This is a genomic window from Hephaestia caeni, assembly GCF_003550065.1.
In the GTDB taxonomy this organism is placed as follows: domain Bacteria; phylum Pseudomonadota; class Alphaproteobacteria; order Sphingomonadales; family Sphingomonadaceae; genus Sphingomonas; species Sphingomonas caeni_A.
In genome coordinates this window covers 243824-262375 of sequence record NZ_QXDC01000004.1, presented here as the reverse complement: position 1 = coordinate 262375, position 18552 = coordinate 243824, and the positions used below count along the sequence as shown (strand labels likewise).

General features: G+C 63.3%; 21 protein-coding genes and 1 pseudogene. 21 read left to right on the top strand and 1 reads right to left on the bottom strand.

Going from position 1 to position 18552, the window contains the following annotated elements:
- The first annotated feature begins 665 nt into the window (after positions 1–665).
- The 16 genes and pseudogenes from DFR49_RS15770 (at position 666) to DFR49_RS15695 (ending at position 12081) form a co-directional block, all read left to right on the top strand.
- Positions 666–1067, top strand: coding sequence for a single-stranded DNA-binding protein (locus DFR49_RS15770; protein WP_003167746.1), 402 nt, complete (start codon positions 666–668; stop codon positions 1065–1067).
- Between the two features lie 281 nt (positions 1068–1348).
- Entirely contained in the window at positions 1349–1609 is a 261-nt protein-coding gene (locus DFR49_RS15765; RefSeq protein ID WP_029371814.1) for a helix-turn-helix domain-containing protein, read from the top strand.
- Positions 1610–1703: 94 nt separating this feature from the next.
- Positions 1704–1967: a DNA -binding domain-containing protein gene (locus DFR49_RS15760; protein ID WP_211325917.1), complete on the top strand. Its 264-nt coding sequence runs from the start codon at positions 1704–1706 to the stop codon at positions 1965–1967.
- 112 nt (positions 1968–2079) lie between these two features.
- Positions 2080–2334, top strand: coding sequence for a transcriptional regulator domain-containing protein (locus tag DFR49_RS22570; RefSeq protein WP_083825825.1), 255 nt, complete (start codon positions 2080–2082; stop codon positions 2332–2334).
- Complete coding sequence (locus DFR49_RS22270) at positions 2234–2851, top strand: DUF2285 domain-containing protein (protein WP_240578647.1); 618 nt, start codon at positions 2234–2236, stop codon at positions 2849–2851. The genes DFR49_RS22570 and DFR49_RS22270 overlap by 101 nt, the downstream gene beginning before the upstream one ends.
- A gap of 135 nt (positions 2852–2986) precedes the next feature.
- A complete protein-coding gene (locus DFR49_RS15745) occupies positions 2987–3268 on the top strand; it encodes a helix-turn-helix transcriptional regulator (protein ID WP_003167739.1) in 282 nt (93 codons plus the stop codon).
- Between the two features lie 17 nt (positions 3269–3285).
- A pseudogene (locus DFR49_RS15740) lies at positions 3286–4101 on the top strand (replication initiator protein A); the annotation flags it as partial.
- Between the two features lie 341 nt (positions 4102–4442).
- Positions 4443–5081, top strand: coding sequence for a ParA family partition ATPase (parA, locus tag DFR49_RS15735; RefSeq protein ID WP_010395094.1), 639 nt, complete (start codon positions 4443–4445; stop codon positions 5079–5081).
- Entirely contained in the window at positions 5078–5332 is a 255-nt protein-coding gene (locus DFR49_RS15730) for a hypothetical protein (protein ID WP_119036657.1), read from the top strand. The genes parA and DFR49_RS15730 overlap by 4 nt, the downstream gene beginning before the upstream one ends.
- The gene (locus DFR49_RS15725; RefSeq protein ID WP_003167735.1) at positions 5329–5850 is read left to right on the top strand and encodes a DUF2840 domain-containing protein; all 522 of its coding nucleotides are present in this window, start codon (positions 5329–5331) and stop codon (positions 5848–5850) included. The genes DFR49_RS15730 and DFR49_RS15725 overlap by 4 nt, the downstream gene beginning before the upstream one ends.
- Positions 5847–6392 carry a S26 family signal peptidase gene (locus tag DFR49_RS15720; RefSeq protein WP_119036656.1) on the top strand — a complete coding sequence of 182 codons (546 nt, stop codon included), beginning with the start codon at positions 5847–5849 and terminating at the stop codon, positions 6390–6392. The genes DFR49_RS15725 and DFR49_RS15720 overlap by 4 nt, the downstream gene beginning before the upstream one ends.
- Positions 6393–6460: 68 nt before the next feature.
- Positions 6461–6799: a DUF736 domain-containing protein gene (locus tag DFR49_RS15715; RefSeq protein WP_119036655.1), complete on the top strand. Its 339-nt coding sequence runs from the start codon at positions 6461–6463 to the stop codon at positions 6797–6799.
- A gap of 36 nt (positions 6800–6835) precedes the next feature.
- The gene (locus tag DFR49_RS15710) at positions 6836–7588 is read left to right on the top strand and encodes a lytic transglycosylase domain-containing protein (protein WP_211325939.1); all 753 of its coding nucleotides are present in this window, start codon (positions 6836–6838) and stop codon (positions 7586–7588) included.
- Positions 7589–7838: 250 nt separating this feature from the next.
- Positions 7839–9605, top strand: a complete 1767-nt coding sequence (locus DFR49_RS15705; RefSeq protein ID WP_119036653.1) for a relaxase/mobilization nuclease domain-containing protein — start codon at positions 7839–7841, stop codon at positions 9603–9605.
- Between the two features lie 31 nt (positions 9606–9636).
- Positions 9637–11628, top strand: coding sequence for a conjugal transfer protein TraG (locus DFR49_RS15700; RefSeq protein WP_119036652.1), 1992 nt, complete (start codon positions 9637–9639; stop codon positions 11626–11628).
- Between the two features lie 3 nt (positions 11629–11631).
- Positions 11632–12081, top strand: coding sequence for a CopG family transcriptional regulator (locus tag DFR49_RS15695; RefSeq protein ID WP_119036651.1), 450 nt, complete (start codon positions 11632–11634; stop codon positions 12079–12081).
- Between the two features lie 75 nt (positions 12082–12156).
- Here the strand turns inward: DFR49_RS15695 and nhaA are convergent, their stop codons facing one another.
- Positions 12157–13371: a Na+/H+ antiporter NhaA gene (gene nhaA, locus DFR49_RS15690; protein WP_119036650.1), complete on the bottom strand. Its 1215-nt coding sequence runs from the start codon at positions 13369–13371 to the stop codon at positions 12157–12159.
- 328 nt (positions 13372–13699) lie between these two features.
- Here nhaA and trbB point away from each other — a divergent pair, with 328 nt between their 5' ends.
- Genes trbB through trbJ form a run of 5 tightly spaced genes read left to right on the top strand, consistent with a single transcriptional unit; the run spans position 13700 to position 18545 of the window.
- Positions 13700–14689, top strand: coding sequence for a P-type conjugative transfer ATPase TrbB (gene trbB / locus DFR49_RS15685; protein WP_119036649.1), 990 nt, complete (start codon positions 13700–13702; stop codon positions 14687–14689).
- The gene (locus tag DFR49_RS15680; RefSeq protein WP_114076026.1) at positions 14686–15018 is read left to right on the top strand and encodes a TrbC/VirB2 family type IV secretion system protein; all 333 of its coding nucleotides are present in this window, start codon (positions 14686–14688) and stop codon (positions 15016–15018) included. The genes trbB and DFR49_RS15680 overlap by 4 nt, the downstream gene beginning before the upstream one ends.
- On the top strand, positions 15018–15299 hold the full coding sequence (locus DFR49_RS15675) for a VirB3 family type IV secretion system protein (RefSeq protein WP_003170524.1): 282 nt from the start codon (positions 15018–15020) through the stop codon (positions 15297–15299). The genes DFR49_RS15680 and DFR49_RS15675 overlap by 1 nt, the downstream gene beginning before the upstream one ends.
- 13 nt (positions 15300–15312) lie before the next feature.
- Positions 15313–17769, top strand: coding sequence for a conjugal transfer protein TrbE (trbE, locus tag DFR49_RS15670; protein WP_119036648.1), 2457 nt, complete (start codon positions 15313–15315; stop codon positions 17767–17769).
- Complete coding sequence (gene trbJ / locus DFR49_RS15665) at positions 17766–18545, top strand: P-type conjugative transfer protein TrbJ (protein ID WP_119036647.1); 780 nt, start codon at positions 17766–17768, stop codon at positions 18543–18545. Before trbE ends, trbJ begins: the two co-directional genes overlap by 4 nt.
- Positions 18546–18552 lie beyond the last annotated feature (7 nt).

Sequence of the window (18552 nt, the reverse complement as noted above, 5' to 3'; positions counted from 1 at the left end):
GTTTGCACTGTTGGGCTTCCGGCATCCTGCTCTGAGGAATGGCGCCACCGGCGCTGTAAGGGCCAAGGTCTTCGCTCCGATTGGCCCCGCTGTGGAAGTCGGTCATCGGCTGATACCCTCCCAGCCTTAGCAAGGTCGCCACTCTCTGCTTCGTTCCCCTCCGTGTCGTGGCGTCCGCGAACACCTTCATGCTCTCCAGCCCTGCAATTCACTGGATCGCACCTTCGGCCGACGGGGTGGAACAACGCCATACATCCTGGAGCCCAATAGCCGTTTCGTCCTGGTCCCGGCTCGCCTTCCGACTGGCGGCGTGCTGCGGCTCGTGACGGCGATCCCGGCGGCGCGCACCCCGCTCTGATGCGGGTTTCATATCGGGGCCTGTAGCGCCCTCGTTGCCGGGAAGGACGAACGGTTCTGCTGTGCGTCCCCGGTGTCAGCTTTCCGAGGCGCCAATCCCTCCGACTGACTGATCCCCTAAGTCCGTTCGGTTTCCGACCGCAACCCCCGCGGCTCCGGACCGTGTTGCCGCGCAAGCGCGGCTGCCCGCTCCACTCCGGGCCTTAAGGGCGAGGTGCCGCCAAGGCGGCACTTGCTGGCGTCTCCCGACGGCCTTGGCCGGGTCTCGTCGGAGGGATGGTCCCTTCGAGAAGCAACGGAGACTTACAATGCAGAACATCGTCATTCTTGCCGGCAACATCGGCCAGGACCCCGAAACCCGCAACACCCAGAGCGGCACCTCGATCACCCACTTCACGCTGGCCACCTCGCGCCCCCGCTACTCGGAAGGCAAGGTTGTCCGAGACAAGGACGGCTATCGCGTCCAGGACACCGAATGGCACCGGATCACCGCCTTCAACGGCCTCGGTAAGACGATCCAGCAGCATTGCGAGAAGGGCATGAAGGTTCTGGTTCGCGGCCGCATCCACTACACCAAGTGGACCGATCAGCAGGGCGTTGAGCGCTACGGCTGCGAGATCATCGCCGAGACGGTGGACTTCCTCAGCCGGGCAAAGCAGACCCAGAACGAAGACGGCAAGTTCATCGACGACGATGACATCCCGTTCTGAGCGGGATACCGGGAGCCCGGCGGCGCAAGCCGCCGGGATTTCCTAATTATCTGGCGTTCCTGGCATGAGTCGTCGTCTTCCGGCAGCACGATAAGCCTCGAACAATCTCTCCTGCTCGCCTTGGCTTGGAGAGAGAACCCAGCACTGCCCGAATCGCCCCCGCCACTGACCAGACGTCAAATCTCTAGGAACACCGATTCTGGGTCGCTTTCCACTCCAAATCCGTCTATAATAGCCGTAGTTCTGGCGTGACGTTGACGCACGGTGGGAGGTGATCATGCATGATCACTTCCCGACAAACACGGGCCGCGCGCGCATTACTGGGTTGGACACAGGAGATGCTCGCTGACAAGGCCAAGGTTTCGCTGACGGCGCTCAAGCGCATGGAGTCGGCCGCTGAACTGCGTGTGTATGAAAGCACCAGCGACCAAGTCCGCAGAGCGCTTGAGGCCGAAGGAATCGCCTTCATCAGATCGGGCCGCAACGAAGGGGTTATGCTTGTCGATGTGCACGAAGCAGCCGAACGCAGCAGAGTCCGGTAATTCCCACCCTTCTACCGCCTCCCGCTTGTCATCGTCGCGCTGTAATGGTGCTTAAGAATAGCAACCGCCATCCCAGAGTGTCACGTGCCGACTAATGACCACAATTGATTTCCTCGACGAAGCCCCTTCCATGCTGTCGCTCACCGAGTATGACCGACAGCACATCAAGCTCTATGCTCGTCTGCTGGACGCAGAGGCAGATGGAGCAGACTGGCGCGAAGCGGCCGAGGTTCTTTTCGGCATCTGTCCAACGACTGAGCCGGACCGCGCTCGCCGCGTCCACGACAGCCATCTGGCTCGCGCACACTGGATGACCAAGCATGGCTACCGGCAGCTCAGGCGCGGCCGGCCTCATTAGATCCCGTGTTGTCTCAAGTGCAACGCCTGTTGCGCCTTGCAACCTTCCCAAGAAATAGAATCCCCGGAATCAATTCGCTCTGTACGCGTATTCGCTGAACGGGGAGGATTAAATGACGCCCGATACAAGAGAATGGCGATCATCAACTACATACGACTATCTCGATCGGGCAGATGTAGATGCACTGGCGTGGGAGTGCCTTCGGCGCAATCTCGATTACCAGCGCGACTACGCAAACTCCATCCGCATGGCCTCCGAACTCGGGCCTGAGACCGAAGCGATCGGCGATCGCTGGGGTCTCCGATTTCCCCGCCAGGCCCAGCCTGAATGCACTCGAACAACCTGTTTTCTGGACGCCGGAAGCTGACACCAGCGTAGTCCATATCGGACCCGCCCCGGAAATTGAGCAGGTCAGCCCTCGCATTTTCGAGGATATTCGCTCGGAAATCAGCCGCAGTTCAGAGGAAGGACTGCATATATCGGTTCTCACCGGAAGCGGTCGCCTGCACCTTGTCGCGAGAGCGGGTCTCGAGCCGACGCAGTCCATCGCCGCCATCATTCCGCTCGACGCCCACAGCCTGGATCGTGTCCAGTCACTGATCAGACTCTGGCGAAGCCTTCACGGCCTGCCTGTGCCACAGGACAGTCGGATGACGGCGCAGCAGCGCCGTCGTCTCAAAAACATGCTGCGCGCCGCTGACGGCCGTTTGCACAACGCCGACTATCGCGAGATCGCCGAAGCGATTTTCGGCGTTGAACGCGTTGCCAGCGACCCCTGGAAAACGTCCGCGCTCCGGGACGCTGTCCTCGATCTGGTCAAGGACGGCTTCGCGATGATCGACGGCGGTTACCGCAAGCTTCTTCGCCACCGCCGTCGTTCGTAACCTGCGCTACTAGGGCAAGGTGTGCGAATTAGGCCCCCCCAAGTTCGCACTCCCCCTTCGCTATTCTTCTTCGCCACCGTGGCCTTCGTTCGCCGCTGAACGCCAGCGGCTCCCGCGAAAGCCACGGAGGCCACCATGAACGCCAATCTCGCGACCCTGCCGCCGCGCTTCCTCCGCACCAAGGAAGCCGCCGAATTCCTCAGTCTCTCGGCCCGTACCCTCGAAAAGCACCGGACCTACGGCACCGGGCCGGCCTATCGCAAGCTTGGCGGGCGCGTCGTCTATTCCGTCAATGAGCTTGAGGCATGGGCTGAACGCGGCGCCGTGACGTCCACCTCCGATCCGCGGGGCAGCGTGCTGCCCGCGAAACGCCATGAGCCCGCACCGGCATCCCATGCCGGCCGTCACGCCCGCTGATCCGCGCGGTCTTTTCAATGACGACGCGGCATCGCCCATCTCCGGAGCGCGGACAACTCGATCTGTTCCACGCGCTCCCTGGCGATTTCGCGCCCCGCGACGCGCAGGACCTCATGGCCTATCCGTTCTTCTCCCTCTCCAAGTCACACCGCACCGCGCCGATCGATTTCGTCGCCGGCGACGTGAGCATCCGCGTCGAGGCGGTTCCCGATCATGGCATGGCCACAATCTGGGATGCCGACATCCTCATCTGGGCGGCGAGCCAGATCGTCGAAGCGCGCGACAAAGGTCTTCGCACTTCGCGCCTGATGGCCGCCACCCCCTACGAGATCCTCAATTTCATCGGCCGCGGCGTATCGATGCGCGATTATCAGCGCCTCAAGGCTGCCCTCGACCGGCTGCAGTCGACCACGGTCGCAACCTCGATACGGCAAGCGGCCGAAGGCCGCCGCCACCGTTTCTCCTGGATCAATGAATGGCAGGAGCGCACCGATCGCCAGGGGCGTCCCGCCGGCATCGAGCTGATCGTGCCGGACTGGTTCTACCGCGCCGTTCTCGACGATGCGCTCGTCCTGACCATCGACCGGGACTATTTCGGTCTCACTGGAGGCCTCGACCGCTGGCTCTACCGCATTGTGCGCAAGCATGGCGGCAAACAACGCAATGGCTGGCGCTTCGACTTCCGCCACCTGCATCAGAAATCCGGCAGTCTTTCGCCATTCAAGCGCTTCGCGTTCGAGCTGCGCGACATCATTCGCCGCCAGCCATTGCCCGGCTACTCGCTGTTCCTTGAGGTCGAAGTCGGCGGCCGGTTGCTGCTTGCTTTTGAACCATCGGCGGCCTGTGGACAACCTGTGGACGGCCTCGTGCTATCAGGAACCCGACCTATCGTGCTATCGGGAACCGGAGGCTCGTGCTATCGGGAACCGAAACAGGGTGTAAGCTCTGGAAACAAAAAGCGAAATCGCGCCCTTAACTTAGAGTCTAACCAAGAATCTAACTTTGAAGAGCGCGCGCGCGATGTGGAAAACATCGCCGGAAGGCGGCCGAACCAGGCCAAAAAGCCATCACTTCAAGCGCATGTAACCGATCAGGCTCTTCGTAGCTCCGCCTGTACGGACCGCTCTTCCGGCCACGCGCATCTCACCTTCGGCGACGAGCCTGGAGGCGCGAAATGATCGTCGCACTTCTCAATCAGAAAGGCGGCGTCGGCAAAACGACGCTCGCGCTGCATCTTTCCGGTCAATGGGCGCGTGAAGGCAAGCGCATCACCCTGATCGATGCCGACCCGCAGGGATCGGCGCTCGACTGGTCGCAGCAACGCACCCGCGAGGGCCTGCCTCGCCTGTTCGGCGTCATCGGCTTGGCGCGCGACACACTTCATCGCGAGGCGCCCGAACTCGCGCGTGACGCCGATCACATCGTCATCGACGGACCACCGCGCGTTGCAGGTCGTATGCGTTCGGCGCTGCTCGCCGCCGATCTTGTCCTGATCCCTGTGCAGCCGTCACCTCTCGATGGCTGGGCCTCGGCCGAAATGCTGGCGCTGCTCGCAGAGGCCCGAATCTATCGGCCGCAACTCCTCGCCCGCTTCGTACTCAACCGCTGCGCTGCACGCACCGTCATCGCCCGCGAGACCGCCGAGACACTGGCCGATCACGATCCGCCCCTGATGTCGGCGACGATCGGCCAGCGTGTCGCCTTCGCCGACCTGGCGCAGTCCGGACGCCTCGTTTTTGAGGCCGACGACAATAGCGCGGCCGCGCGCGAGATCGCCGCCCTGACTGCGGAAGTCGGGAGGTTGGCGCCATGACCAAAGCCAGCGCCCGGCGCGGCTTCGTCGCCCGGCCTTCCAATCCAGACGACTGGATCAAGTCCACTGAACCGGGGTCGCCCGGTCCAGCTTCCAGCACGGGCTTCACCGCAAGGCTGACCATCGACGTCACGCCGGAGGTGCGCGGTCGCATCAAGATCGCCGCCTTTCAACGCGGCGTCACCGTCGCCGACATGCTTCGCGAATTGCTCGCGCGCGAATTCCCCCAATCGCCAGGAGACCCGTCATGACCGGCATCGCGGCCCCCCGCATGCGCGGCGGCTCGATGCCGTCGTCTTTCCAAACCGACCGTCTCACCCACGTCGAGCTGACATGGGTGGAAAAGCAGATCGAATACTGGATCAGGTTCGGTCAAGACGTGCAGGAGACGATCCTTGATCGCCGCCGCCGCGTCCTCTCCTTCAGGCCCGGCACGACTTTCGCCTTCGTACGATGGGCGTCCAACGACTTCGGCACGATCATCTCGCGCATCGATATCGTGCGCGCCATCACGCCCGGCGAAGCCTATCAGACGCTGCCCTTTGTACGCCCCGGCGGCGACATCCTGCTCAAGATCGAAAGCTGGCCGAAGGTCGAACGCGTGCTGCAGCTCATCGACGCGATCGAGGCCCTTTCGCTCGATCCGGCCGAAGCCGCGCCAGACTATTGGCGGCATGTACACAACCGACTGAGCGCCGGCCAGGACGCACGCCGCTACTCGCGCGATCAGCACCAGGCGTGGCTTAAGCGTCGGAGGATCGCGCCATGACCGACCTCAAATGGGCCATGGCGACGTTCGTAGCGTCCAGCGCGATCGCCGTGACGACGTGGATCGACGCCCCCACCAAACTCATCTGGAATGCCTCGGCCAGCACCCCGATCGGTTTCTATTCGGTCGAACCTGCAAAGCGGCTCGAAGTCACCGATCTGGTCGCCGTTGCTGCGCCGGAACCGATTGCGAGCTTCCTCGCCGATGGCGGATACCTGCCGGGCGACACGCCGCTCCTGAAACGGGTCCTTGGCCTTCCCGGGCAGACCGTCTGCCGCTCCGGCGTCCTGATTAGTGTCGACGGCGTCGCGATGGGAACGGCACTCCAACGCGACCGCATCGACCGACCGCTCCCCGATTGGCAGGGCTGCCGCATCGTCGCGGACGGCGAGATCTTCCTCATGAACTGGGACGTTCCCGACAGTCTGGACGGCCGCTATTTCGGCCCGATCCCGGCCAGCGCCGTCATCGGCCGCGCGGTTCCCTTGTGGACCGACGAGGACGGCCACGGCCGCTTCGAATGGCGGGCGCCAACGCGGTGATCGCCCAGCCTGAGGCGGGCGTGGTGCTCGCCCAATCCTTCTCCACCGCATCTTGAAAGGAAACCGCCATGCCGCAAATCGGCGAATTCACCCGCGAGGAATCTGGCTTCACCGGCCGCATTCATACGCTCACCCTGTTTCGCGAGATCACCATCGTTCCCGTCGATCCTTCGGACGTCGAGAACGCGCCGAGCCACCGCGTCCATCACGGCGCGGACGATAACGCACCGGAGATCGGCGCGGCCTGGACGGAGTCCAGCGAAAAGGCTGGCGAATATCTGTCACTGCTGATCGACGACCCCAGCTTTGCGCAGCCGATCCGTGCCCGCCTGTTCCAGAACGGGGCTGATACGACCTCCTGGTCTTTGCACTGGAGCCGCCCTCAGAAGCGCGGCGAACGGGAATAGCGCATGCGGATCGCTCGCACGAACCCCGCATCGCCGATGTCAACCGGGCGGCCTCGCGCTGCCCGGTGCATCATCCTCTTCCTCCTTTCCGGCCTGTCTGTTTCCGCCGCGCCGCCGCTCGCTGTTCTGGCGCAGAGCGCTCAGTCGATCGCGCAGCCAATCCACGATCCTCACGCCGCCTTCGTGACCGAAGCCTCGCAGAGTTTCGGCATTCCCGAACACTGGATCAGGTCGGTGCGCCGCGTCGAAAGCGCCGATGACGTGGGCGCCGTCTCATCGGCGGGCGCAATGGGCCTGATGCAGGTCATGCCCGCCACCTGGGCGGAATTGCGCGTCCGTTATGGCCTTGGACGCGATCCGTTCGACCCGCGCGACAACATCATCGCTGGTACGGCCTATCTGCGCGAAATGTACGATCGCTTCGGATCGCCGGGCTTTCTTGCAGCCTATAACGCTGGACCCGGACGCTATGAGGAATACCTCGCGGGCCGCCCCCTTCCGGCAGAAACCCGCGCCTATGTCGCCACGCTCGCGCCATTGATCGGCGGGGCTAACCTGTCGCCACCCGCACCGGGGACCGTCACTGTTGCCGCCGCCGATCCGCACGCTTGGCGGCGAGCTCCGCTCTTCGTCACGCCGTCAGCCCACGGTCTGGATGCGCGCAAAACGATATCCGAACCGCAAGAAAACGACGCCCGGACTGCGCCGTCATCGGGCGAAGGTCCCACCAATTCTGTGCAAAGCGGCAGCATTTTCGTTGCCCGTGCCGACGATGGAGACCCGCAATGAGCCGGTTCGCATCATGGCGCACCTTGGCGTGTTCCAGAGAGCGTTGTGCGGAAGGGTGGGAGGGGCAGAGAGCAACGACAGCAGGACGGCGAGATAAAAGGGCCTCGCCAAATTCGCACAAACCATTGACATGGCTTGGCTTTTGGCGTGCCGGTCGGTCGGGTCGCGTGCCGCGATTGCTACTTTATGCAGCGATTTCAATGGTGTTTCCGGCACTGTGCCCGTTAGCCCCTTCGGAAAGGGCAGTTCGATGAGCGAGGGCGACAGCGAATTCCGCGTCCGCCCTGGCCGCATCAAATCCACCCGCGCCCCCAAGCCGAAGAGCTTCATCAACCAGGTGCTGCGGGCCTCGAAAAAGGCAGGGCATAGCTCCGGCGAGGTGCGAACCGCCAAGCGCGGCGGCGCCAGCCGTGGTCACTCGACCTTCGGCCGCGGCCGCGTCAGTTTCAGCCGCTCGCGCATCTTCAGCGCCTCGCGCCGCGTCGTGGTCAAGGCGCGTGTCGTCCGCCACCAGGGCAAGTCGTTCCGCTCAGCGCCGCTCTCGGCCCATCTCTCCTATCTCAAGCGCGAGGGTGTCAGCCGGGATGGAGAGAAGGGCGTGATGTTCGACGCCACGAACGAGCGCGCCGACGATCTCGCCTTCTCCGATCACTGCAAGGACGATCGGCACCACTTCCGCTTCATCGTCTCGCCCGAAGACGCCGGCGACATGACCGACCTGCGCGAATTCACCCGCGACCTTGTCAGTCAGATGGAATCGGATCTCGACACGAAGCTCGATTGGGTGGCCGTCGATCATTGGAACACCGACAATCCCCATGTTCATCTGCTGGTGCGCGGCGTTGATCAGACCGGTGCCGATCTGGTGATCTCCCGCGACTACATCAGCCGAGGCCTGCGCTCCCGCGCCGAGGATCTGGTCTCGCTCGAACTCGGCCCCAAACCCGAACATGAAATCCGCAACGCGCTGGAGAGGGAGGTCACGGCCGAACGCTGGACGCGCCTTGATGTCGAGATCCGCATCGCCGCCGATGAAACCGGCTTCATCGACCTGCGGCCCGAGGCGAACGGCAAGTCCGATCCGTCACTCCGCCGCCTGATGGTTGGCCGCCTCCAGCATCTCGAAAAAATGGAGCTGGCTGCACAAGGCGCTCCCGGCAAATGGACCGTCGGGCTCCAGGCCGAACGCACGCTACGCGATCTCGGCACGCGCGGCGACATCATCAAGACCATGCACCGCGCCTTCACAGAACGCGGACAGGATCGCGGCTTCTCCGACTATGTGATCGATGTCGGCGGCGCAGGCTCTCCCATCATCGGCCGTCTTGTCGATCGCGGCCTGCACGACGAACTGACCGGCGAAGCCTATGCCGTGATCGACGGCACGGACGGCCGTGCCCACCATGTCCGCTTCCGTGGGATAGAGACCTTCGAGCATTCCCCGCCGATCGGCGGCATCGTCGAGGTGCGGCGGTTCGGCGGTGAGGACGACAAGCGCCCGACACTCGTGCTCGCCAACCGGTCCGACTTCGATCTCAACCGGCAGGTCACGGCACCCGGCGCGACATGGCTCGATCATCGTCTGGTCGAGCGTGAAGCCATGCCCATGTCGACCGGCGGCTTCGGCGCAGAGGTGCGTGACGCCATGAAGGCGCGCGCCGAACATCTGGCTGAAGAAGGTCTCGCGCGGCGGCAGGGCCAGCGCATCATCCTGCAGCGCGATCTTCTCAACACCCTGCGACAGCGCGAACTCGATGCCGTCGGCGCAAAGCTTCAGGCAGAGACTGGTTTGCCCTTCCAGAAGGCTCAGGCCGGCGAGCACGTCGCCGGTCTCTACCGCCAGCGCGTCTCGCTGGCCTCTGGCCGCTTCGCCATGATCGACAACGGCCTCGGCTTCCAACTCGTGCCCTGGTCCCCGCCGCTCGAAAAGAAACTCGGCCAGCACATTGCCGGCGTCGCCAAGGGTAACGGCGGCATCGAATGGAGCCTCGGCCGACAGCGGGGGCTCGGCCTGTGACCACCACAAGCAACAAGAAAGGACCCCGCTAATGTCCGCGACCAAAATCCTCTGGGGCCAAATCCTGGTTGTCTTCCTGATCGTGCTGTTCACGACATGGGGCGCGACCCAGTATGTTGCCTGGAGCCTCGGCTTTCAGGCGCAGCTCGGCACACCTTGGTTCGTGCTTGGCGGCATGCCGATCTACTATCCCCCAGCCATCTTCTGGTGGTGGTACTTCTTCGACGCCTATGCGCCGGGGATCTTCGCCAAGGGCGGCATGATCGCAGCGTCCGGCGGCTTCATCGCCATTGCCGTCGCCATCGGCATGTCGGTCTGGCGAGCTCGTGAAGCGAAGAACATCGCGACCTATGGGTCAGCCCGCTGGGCAAAGCCACAGGAGGTCAAGGCCGCGGGCCTGCTCAATCCCGATGGCGTGGTGCTCGGCAAGCTCGACCAGGACTATCTTCGCCACGATGGGCCGGAGCATGTGCTCTGCTTTGCGCCGACCCGATCCGGCAAGGGCGTTGGGCTCGTCGTTCCGACATTGTTGACCTGGCCCGGCTCCGTCGTCGTTCACGATATCAAGGGCGAGAACTGGCAGCTCACCGCAGGCTTCCGCTCGAAGCACGGCCGCGTGCTGCTCTTCGATCCGACCAACCGGAACTCCGCCGCCTACAATCCGCTGCTCGAGGTACGGCGCGGCGAATGGGAAGTGCGCGACGTCCAGAACGTCGCCGATGTGCTCGTCGATCCCGAAGGTTCGTTGGAGAAGCGCAATCACTGGGAGAAGACCAGCCATTCCCTGCTGGTCGGCGCGATCCTGCACGTCCTCTATGCGGAGAAAGACAAGACGCTCGCCGGTGTCGCCGGGTTCCTGTCCGATCCGAAGCGCCCGATCGAGACGACACTGGCGGCGATGATGACCACGCCGCATCTGGGCGAAGCCGGTCCTCATCCGGTCATCGCATCGACCGCGCGCGAGCTCTTGAACAAATCAGACAACGAGCGCTCCGGCGTGCTCTCGACCGCCATGTCGTTCCTCGGTCTCTATCGCGATCCCGTCGTCGCCGAGGTGACCCGGCGCTGCGACTGGCGCATCGCCGACCTGATTGAGGACCAGCAACCGGCGACGCTCTACCTCGTCGTGCCGCCTTCGGACATTTCGCGCACCAAGCCGCTGATCCGGCTTGTGCTCAACCAGATCGGCCGGCGCCTTACAGAGGATCTGCACACCAAGGCGCGTCGACATCGCGTGCTGATGATGCTCGACGAGTTTCCCGCGCTCGGCCGTCTCGACTTCTTCGAAAGCGCGCTCGCTTTCATGGCCGGCTACGGCATGAAGGCCTTCCTCATCGCCCAGTCGCTCAACCAGATCGAGAAGGCCTACGGCGCCAACAACTCCATCCTCGACAATTGCCATGTGCGGGTGAGCTTCGCCACGAACGACGAGCGCACCGCCAAACGTGTCTCCGACGCGCTCGGCACCGCCACCGAGATGAAGGCGATGAAGAACTATGCCGGACATCGTCTCTCGCCCTGGCTCGGCCATCTGATGGTCTCGCGCTCCGAGACCGCGCGACCGCTGCTGACGCCCGGCGAGATCATGCAGCTCCCGCCAAATGACGAAATCGTCATGCTGGCCGCTACCCCGCCGATCCGGGCCAACAAGGCGCGCTATTTCGAGGACAAGCGCTTCGTCGAGCGCGTACTGCCTCCGCCCAATCCCACGCAGACGAGCCTGACCAAGCGGAAGGACGCCTGGACCGAACTGGCGCCCCAGGTCCCGGACGCTGTCTTGCTGGCTGAGATCCATAAGGCAGAACAGGACGCCGCCAATAGCGGCCTGCGTCGCGAGCCAGAACTTCCCGACCACGTCGCCATCGTCAAGGAAACGACCGACCCGAACCCGGCCGAGGAATTCTCTGTGCTGCTCGACGATGAGCCAGAGGACGCTGCACGTCAGCGCCAGGCCCTTCGCCGCCGGATGAGCGGCATCGCCCGTCAGGTCTCGATGGACCCCAACGACAATATGGAGCTTTGAGCCATGCGCGACCGGATGAATGTGTATTTCCCGCCCGACATGCTGCGCCAGATCGCCGATCTTGCCGACCGCAAGAAAATCTCGCGCTCGGCGATCGTAGAGGCTGCCGTCGCCTCCTTTCTCTCACCTGATGGAGCGGACAAACGCGAGGCTGCGCTGACCCGTCGTCTCGACCGAATGACGAGGCAGATCCAGCGGATCGAGCGCGACCTCGGCATCACAGCCGAGACGCTTGCTCTGTTCGTTCGCTTCTGGCTGTCCGTCACGCCGCCACTGACCGGCGATGCTCATGCCGCTGCACAGGCCAAGGGCCGCGAACGGTACGAAGGATTCATCGAAACCGTCGGGCGGCGCCTGCAGCAAGGCCAAAGCTTCCTGCGCGAAATACCTGACGATGTTGATGACGGGCGATCGCCAACATCGTCAGATGAAGTTTTTCGTCCGGATCGGTGAGCGCCATGACAGATTGCAAGCCCTAACTATCACAGCGCTAAACTCGAGGCGCTCCCGACGGTGGCTATATTCCCTTTACGAAACTATCGTCGACGCCGCCTTCCGACGGTCTGTTACACGAAGGACGGTATAACCAGCCAGCCCTGCGATTAGGGATCCGGCTAAAATCCCGAACTTGACTCGATCCTGCATCGCAGGTTCGTCAAACGCCAGCAGGCCAATAAACAGGCTCATTGTGAAGCCAATTCCGCACAGCAGCGCAACGCCGAGTGTCTGCCCCCAGCTTGCTGCGGCGGGAAGATCGGCAAGTCCTAGCCGCACCAGAGCGGCTACGGTGCCGAACACGCCGACCAGCTTACCGACTACGAGACCGGCCGCCACACCGAGCGTCAGTGGCTCGATCAAGACAGCAGGGGTAACGCCTGAAAAGGAAACGCCAGCATTGGCAAAGCCAAAAATAGGAACAATTAGGAAGGCGACAGGCTTTTGGAGGGCATGTTCGAGCTGATGCAACGGCGAAACTGAGGGCGATGCTTCCGGCGTTCCGGGCGTGAGGCGAATAGGAATGGTCAACGCCAGAATGACTCCGGCCAGTGTGGCATGAACGCCGGAGCGCAACACCAGAACCCAAAGCACAGCTCCGAGAACCAGATAGAGCCAAAGGCGCATGACACCCGACCTGTTCAGGACGACCAGAGCGCTAATAACCAGAGCCGCGCCACCGAGAGCAACGAAGTTCAAATCGGTCGTATAGAATAATGCGATCACGATGACCGCGCCCAGATCATCAATGATCGCCAGTGCTGCGAGGAAGATTTTCAACGACGCCGGCACTTTTGGCCCGAGCAAAGACAGGACACCGAGCGCAAAGGCGATGTCGGTCGCTGACGGAATTGCCCATCCACGCAGGGCGGCAGGATCGCCGAGATTAAATGCTATGTAGATCACTGCCGGAACGGCCATGCCGCCAGCAGCGGCGGCCCCCGGTAGCAACCGACGACTCCAGCTCGACAATTGCCCGTCCAACATCTCGCGCTTGATCTCAAGCCCGACCAACAGAAAGAACAAGGCCATTAGCGCGTCATTTATCCAGTGTTGGACGCTCAATGGGCCGATATAGGCATGTAGCGCCGAGAAGTAGCTCCCGGCGACAGGCGAATTTGCTGTGAGGATGGCGAGCACTGCAACGGCCATGAGAAGGATGCCGCCAGAGGCTTCATTGTCGAGGAATTGCCGGAGCGTGGAATTGATTCGGCCCTGATTAGGGCTGACGGGCTGAGTTGAGGCCATAGGGCTGCATCCTCTGGGACAGAGTTGTTCTTTTCTCCGTATTAGGGTGAGACCCTGGCGCACGCAGCACACGCCATGATTCGCTTATCATACTCAGGCCGCTTGGCATGGCGAGCAAAACCGGAGCAGTTGTCCGGTTTTTTGAAATTTCGCCTTCGACCGCCGGCCATCAGATTGTGTTGCTGACCAGGTTCCGCCGCCGTTTTCCTGTATTTGCACGCCACAGCCCTACTACGACAAAGACTTGTTGAACTGGCCCAATTTCGGGCTCTTTTAATCGTCCCCGATCCAGGGCCGGCTGAACGGTCCCTGGCCGCAAGGGGACGACATGGCGGCATCTCACCAGAAAACAGAAGCGATTACGCGCGGCGCGCGCATGCTGCGCACGGCCCTTGGGCCGGCGATCGCCCGCTTTCTGGAAGACCCGTCGATCGTCGAGGTGATGCTCAATCCTGACGGCCGGCTCTGGATCGACCGGCTGTCCGAAGGCCTGTCTGACACAGGCGAGCAGCTAGCGCCCGCAGATGGCGAACGGATCGTGCGACTCGTCGCGCACCATGTCGGCGCCGAGGTCCATCCCGGCAATCCGCGGGTGTCGGCCGAACTGCCCGAGACGGGGGAGCGGTTTGAGGGCCTGTTGCCCCCAGTTGTTGCGGCGCCGGCTTTCGCGATCCGCAAACCTGCCGTCGCAGTCTTCACGCTCGACGACTATGTGGCCGCCGGAATCATGTCGGCGGACCAGGCCGAGGCTCTGCGCGAGGCGGTCGCCGCCCGGGCCAACATCCTTGTCGCCGGCGGCACCTCGACCGGCAAGACCACACTCACCAATGCGTTGCTCGCCGAGGTCTCCAAGACCACGGATCGCGTCGTCATCATCGAGGACACGCGCGAGCTGCAATGCTCCGCACCCAACCTCGTCGCCATGCGCACCAAAGACGGTGTCGCCACCTTGTCGGATCTGGTGCGGTCCTCGCTGCGATTGCGACCAGACCGCATTCCGATCGGAGAGGTCCGCGGCTCCGAAGCTCTCGACCTGCTCAAGGCCTGGGGAACGGGTCATCCGGGCGGCATCGGCACCATCCATGCCGGCACAGGGATCGGTGCGCTGCGCCGCCTCGAGCAACTCATCCAGGAAGCCGTCGTCACCGTCCCAAGAGCGCTGATCGCGGAGACCATCGACCTCGTCGCTGTTCTCGCTGGTCGCGGCTCGCAACGCCGGCTCGCCGAACTCGCGTGCGTCGATGGCCTCGGCCCGGACGGCGACTACCGCGTCACTCCCGCAACCTCAGCCTCAAGCCCAACAGGAGATCCCTCATGATCCGTCACGCCCGGCGCATCCGCCGCCATGTCACGGCAGTAGCAGCCGTCACCTATGCGACCCTGATCCTCGCCCCCGCCGCTCACGCTTCCGGTTCGTCCATGCCCTGGGAAGCGCCGCTTCAATCGATCCTGCAATCGATCGAGGGCCCGGTCGCCAAGATCGTCGCGGTCATCATCATCATCGTCACCGGCCTCACACTGGCCTTCGGCGACTCGTCCGGCGGGTTCCGCCGTCTGATTCAGATCGTGTTCGGTCTGTCGATCGCGTTCGCCGCATCCAGCTTCTTTCTCTCCTTCTTCTCGTTCGGCGGCGGGGCGCTCGTGTGATGGCGGGGAGGCTGGAACAGCTCGACGAGGTGCCGGGCTTCACCGTGCAGGTCCACCGGGCGCTAACCGAGCACATCCTACTCGGCGGCGCACCGCGCTCCATCGCCATCATGAACGGCACTTTGGCCGGAGCCGTTGGCCTCGGTCTGCGCCTCTGGCTTGTCGGCCTGGCCATCTGGGTTGTCGGCCACTTCGCCGCCGTCTGGGCCGCCAAGCGCGACCCGCTCTTCGTCGAGGTCGGCCGGAGGCATCTGCGCATCCCCGGCCACCTGTCGGTCTGAAGGAGCAGCGCTCATGATGAACCTCGCTGAATATCGCCGCACTTCCAGCCGCCTGGCGGATTTCCTGCCTTGGGCGGCTCTGGTGGGCCAGGGCGCCGTCCTCAACAAGGACGGTTCGTTCCAGCGTACCGCACGCTTCCGCGGCCCCGACCTCGACAGTGCCGTTGCGGCCGAATTGGTTGCAGTCGCGGGACGCCTCAACAACGCCTTCCGTCGGCTCGGCTCTGGCTGGGCGATCTTCGTTGAAGCGCAACGGCACGAATCCTCGACCTATCCCGAGAGCCGTTTTCCCGATCCGGCGTCGGCCTTGGTCGATGCCGAGCGCAAGGCGGACTTCGAGGAAGCCGGCGCCCATTTCATTTCCGGCTACTTCCTCACCTTCACCTATCTCCCGCCGGCCGAAGATGCGGCGCGGACTGAAGCATGGCTCTATGAGGGACGCGACCGAAGCGGCGTCGATCCGCATGAGGTTCTGCGCGGCTTCATCGATCGCACCGACCGGGTGCTGTCGCTGCTCGATGGCTTTATGCCGGAATGCGGCTGGCTCGATGACGCCGAGACACTGACCTATCTGCATTCCTGCGTTTCAACCAACCATCATCGGGTGCGGGTCCCCGAAACGCCGATCTATCTGGATGCGCTGCTCGCCGATCAGCCGCTTACCGGCGGGCTTGAGCCGCGTCTGGGACATTCCGATCTGCGCATCCTCACTATCGTCGGCTTTCCCACTGCGACGACACCCGGAATCCTGGACGAGCTGAACCGTCTTGCATTCCCCTATCGCTGGTCGACACGGGCAATCCTGCTCGACAAGACCGACGCCACCAAGCTGCTGACAAAGATCCGGCGGCAATGGTTCGCCAAGCGCAAATCCATCGCCGCAATCCTGAAAGAGGTCATGACCAACGAGGCGTCCGCCCTCGTTGACACCGACGCAGCCAATAAGGCCGCAGACGCCGATCTCGCACTTCAGGAACTAGGGGCCGACTATGCCGGCCAGGCTTATGTCACGGCGACCATCACCGTCTGGGACAAAGACCCGCGGATCGCTGACGAAAAGCTGCGTTTGGTCGAGAAGGTGGTCCAGGGCCGCGACTTCACCGCAATGCCCGAGACCATCAACGCCGTAGACGCATGGCTCGGCTCGCTGCCGGGCAATGTCTACGCCAATGTTCGGCAGCCGCCGATTTCCACGCTCAATCTCGCCCACATGATCCCGCTTTCAGCGGTGTGGGCGGGGCCGGAACGGGACGAGCACTTCGGGTCGCCCCCCTTGCTGTTCGGCAAGACCGAAGGAAGCACCCCGTTCCGGTTTTCCCTTCATGTCGGAGATGTCGGCCATACGCTCGTCGTCGGTCCGACTGGTGCGGGCAAGTCCGTGCTGCTGGCGCTGATGGCGCTCCAATTCCGCCGCTACGAAAATTCTCAGGTTTTCGCCTTCGACTTCGGCGGCTCCATTCGGGCCGCGGCATTGGCTATGGGCGGCGATTGGCACGACCTTGGCGGTGATCTGACGGACGGCGCCGAGTCTTCCGTATCACTTCAGCCTCTCGCGCGCGTCCATGACGTGCCCGAACGCGCCTGGGCCGCTGACTGGCTCATCGCCATCCTCATGCGCGAAGGCATCCAGATCACGCCAGAGGTGAAGGAACACCTCTGGTCCGCCTTAACGTCGCTCGCCTCCGCCCCTGTCCAAGAACGGACCATCACCGGCCTGTGCGTGCTGCTGCAATCGATCGATCTCAAGCAAGCCTTGCGGTCCTATTGCGTCGGCGGGCCTTATGGTCGGCTTCTTGATGCCGAGAACGAGCATCTCGGGCATGCAGCGGTGCAGGCGTTCGAGATCGAGGGCCTTGTCGGCACAGGCTCAGCGCCCGCCGTTCTCGCCTATCTCTTTCACCGCATCGGCGACCGCCTCGACGGATCGCCCACACTGCTGATCATCGACGAAGGCTGGCTCGCCCTCGATGACGAAGGCTTCGCAGGTCAGCTCCGCGAATGGCTGAAGACCCTTCGCAAGAAGAACGCATCGGTCATCTTCGCCACCCAATCGCTCAGCGACATTGATGGCTCGGCGATCGCCCCGGCCATCATCGAAAGCTGCCCGACGCGGCTGCTGCTGCCTAACGAGCGGGCGATCGAGCCCCAGATCACCGCAATCTATCGTCGCTTCGGATTGAATGATCGGCAGATCGAGATCCTCGCGCGGGCCACCCCGAAGCGGGACTACTACTGCCAGTCGCGACGCGGCAATCGCTTGTTCGACCTGGGCCTCTCCGAAGTGGGCCTCGCGCTCACTGCGGCTTCTTCCAAAACCGATCAGACGGCTATCGCCAGGATCTTCGCCGAGCATGGGCCAGACGGGTTCCTCCCCGCATGGCTGCGCCTGCGCGGCGTCGACTGGGCCGCCGACCTTATCCCCGATCTCGCCAATCTCGTTCCCCCAGCCCCCAAGGAGACTACGTCATGACCATCCATCGTTCCCGCTCGCGCGCACTATTCACGGCCGCGACAATGCTGGCGATGCCCGTCGCCCTGTCGCCGATCTTCATCTCTCCGGCGCATGCTCAATTTGGCTTCGGACGGATCGTCTATGATCCGTCCAATTACGCGCAGAACGTGCTCACTGCCGCGCGCACGCTGGAGCAGATCAACAACCAGATCACACAGCTCCAGAATGAAGCGCAGATGCTCATCAATCAGGCGCGCAATCTCGCGAGCCTGCCGCATTCCTCGCTCCAGCAGCTTCAACAGGGCTTTCAGCGCACGCAACAGCTTTTGAGCCAGGCTCAGAACATCGCGTTCGATGTTCAGAGCATCGATCGGGCCTTTCAGCAACAATACGGCAATGTCTCACTGTCGACGACGGATCAACAGCTCGTCGCCGATGCACGCTCACGCTGGCAGAACACCGTGGGCGGACTGCAGGACGCAATGCGCGTCCAGGCCGGCGTGGTCGGCAACATCGACACGAACCGCGCCGAAGTTTCGACGCTGGTCGGCCAAAGCCAGGGGGCGACAGGCGCGCTCCAGGCGACCCAGGCCGGCAACCAGCTTCTCGCTCTCCAGTCGCAGCAGCTCTCCGATCTTGTCGCATTGCTCGCGGCCGATGGACGTGCCGGGGCGCTGACCGAAGCAGAAAGGGCTGCCGCAGCCGAACAGGGGCGCGAACAACGCCGCCGGTTCCTGACGCCTGGCTCCGGCTATCAGCCCGGCAACGCCCAGATGTTCAACAACGGCAACTGAGGGCGCA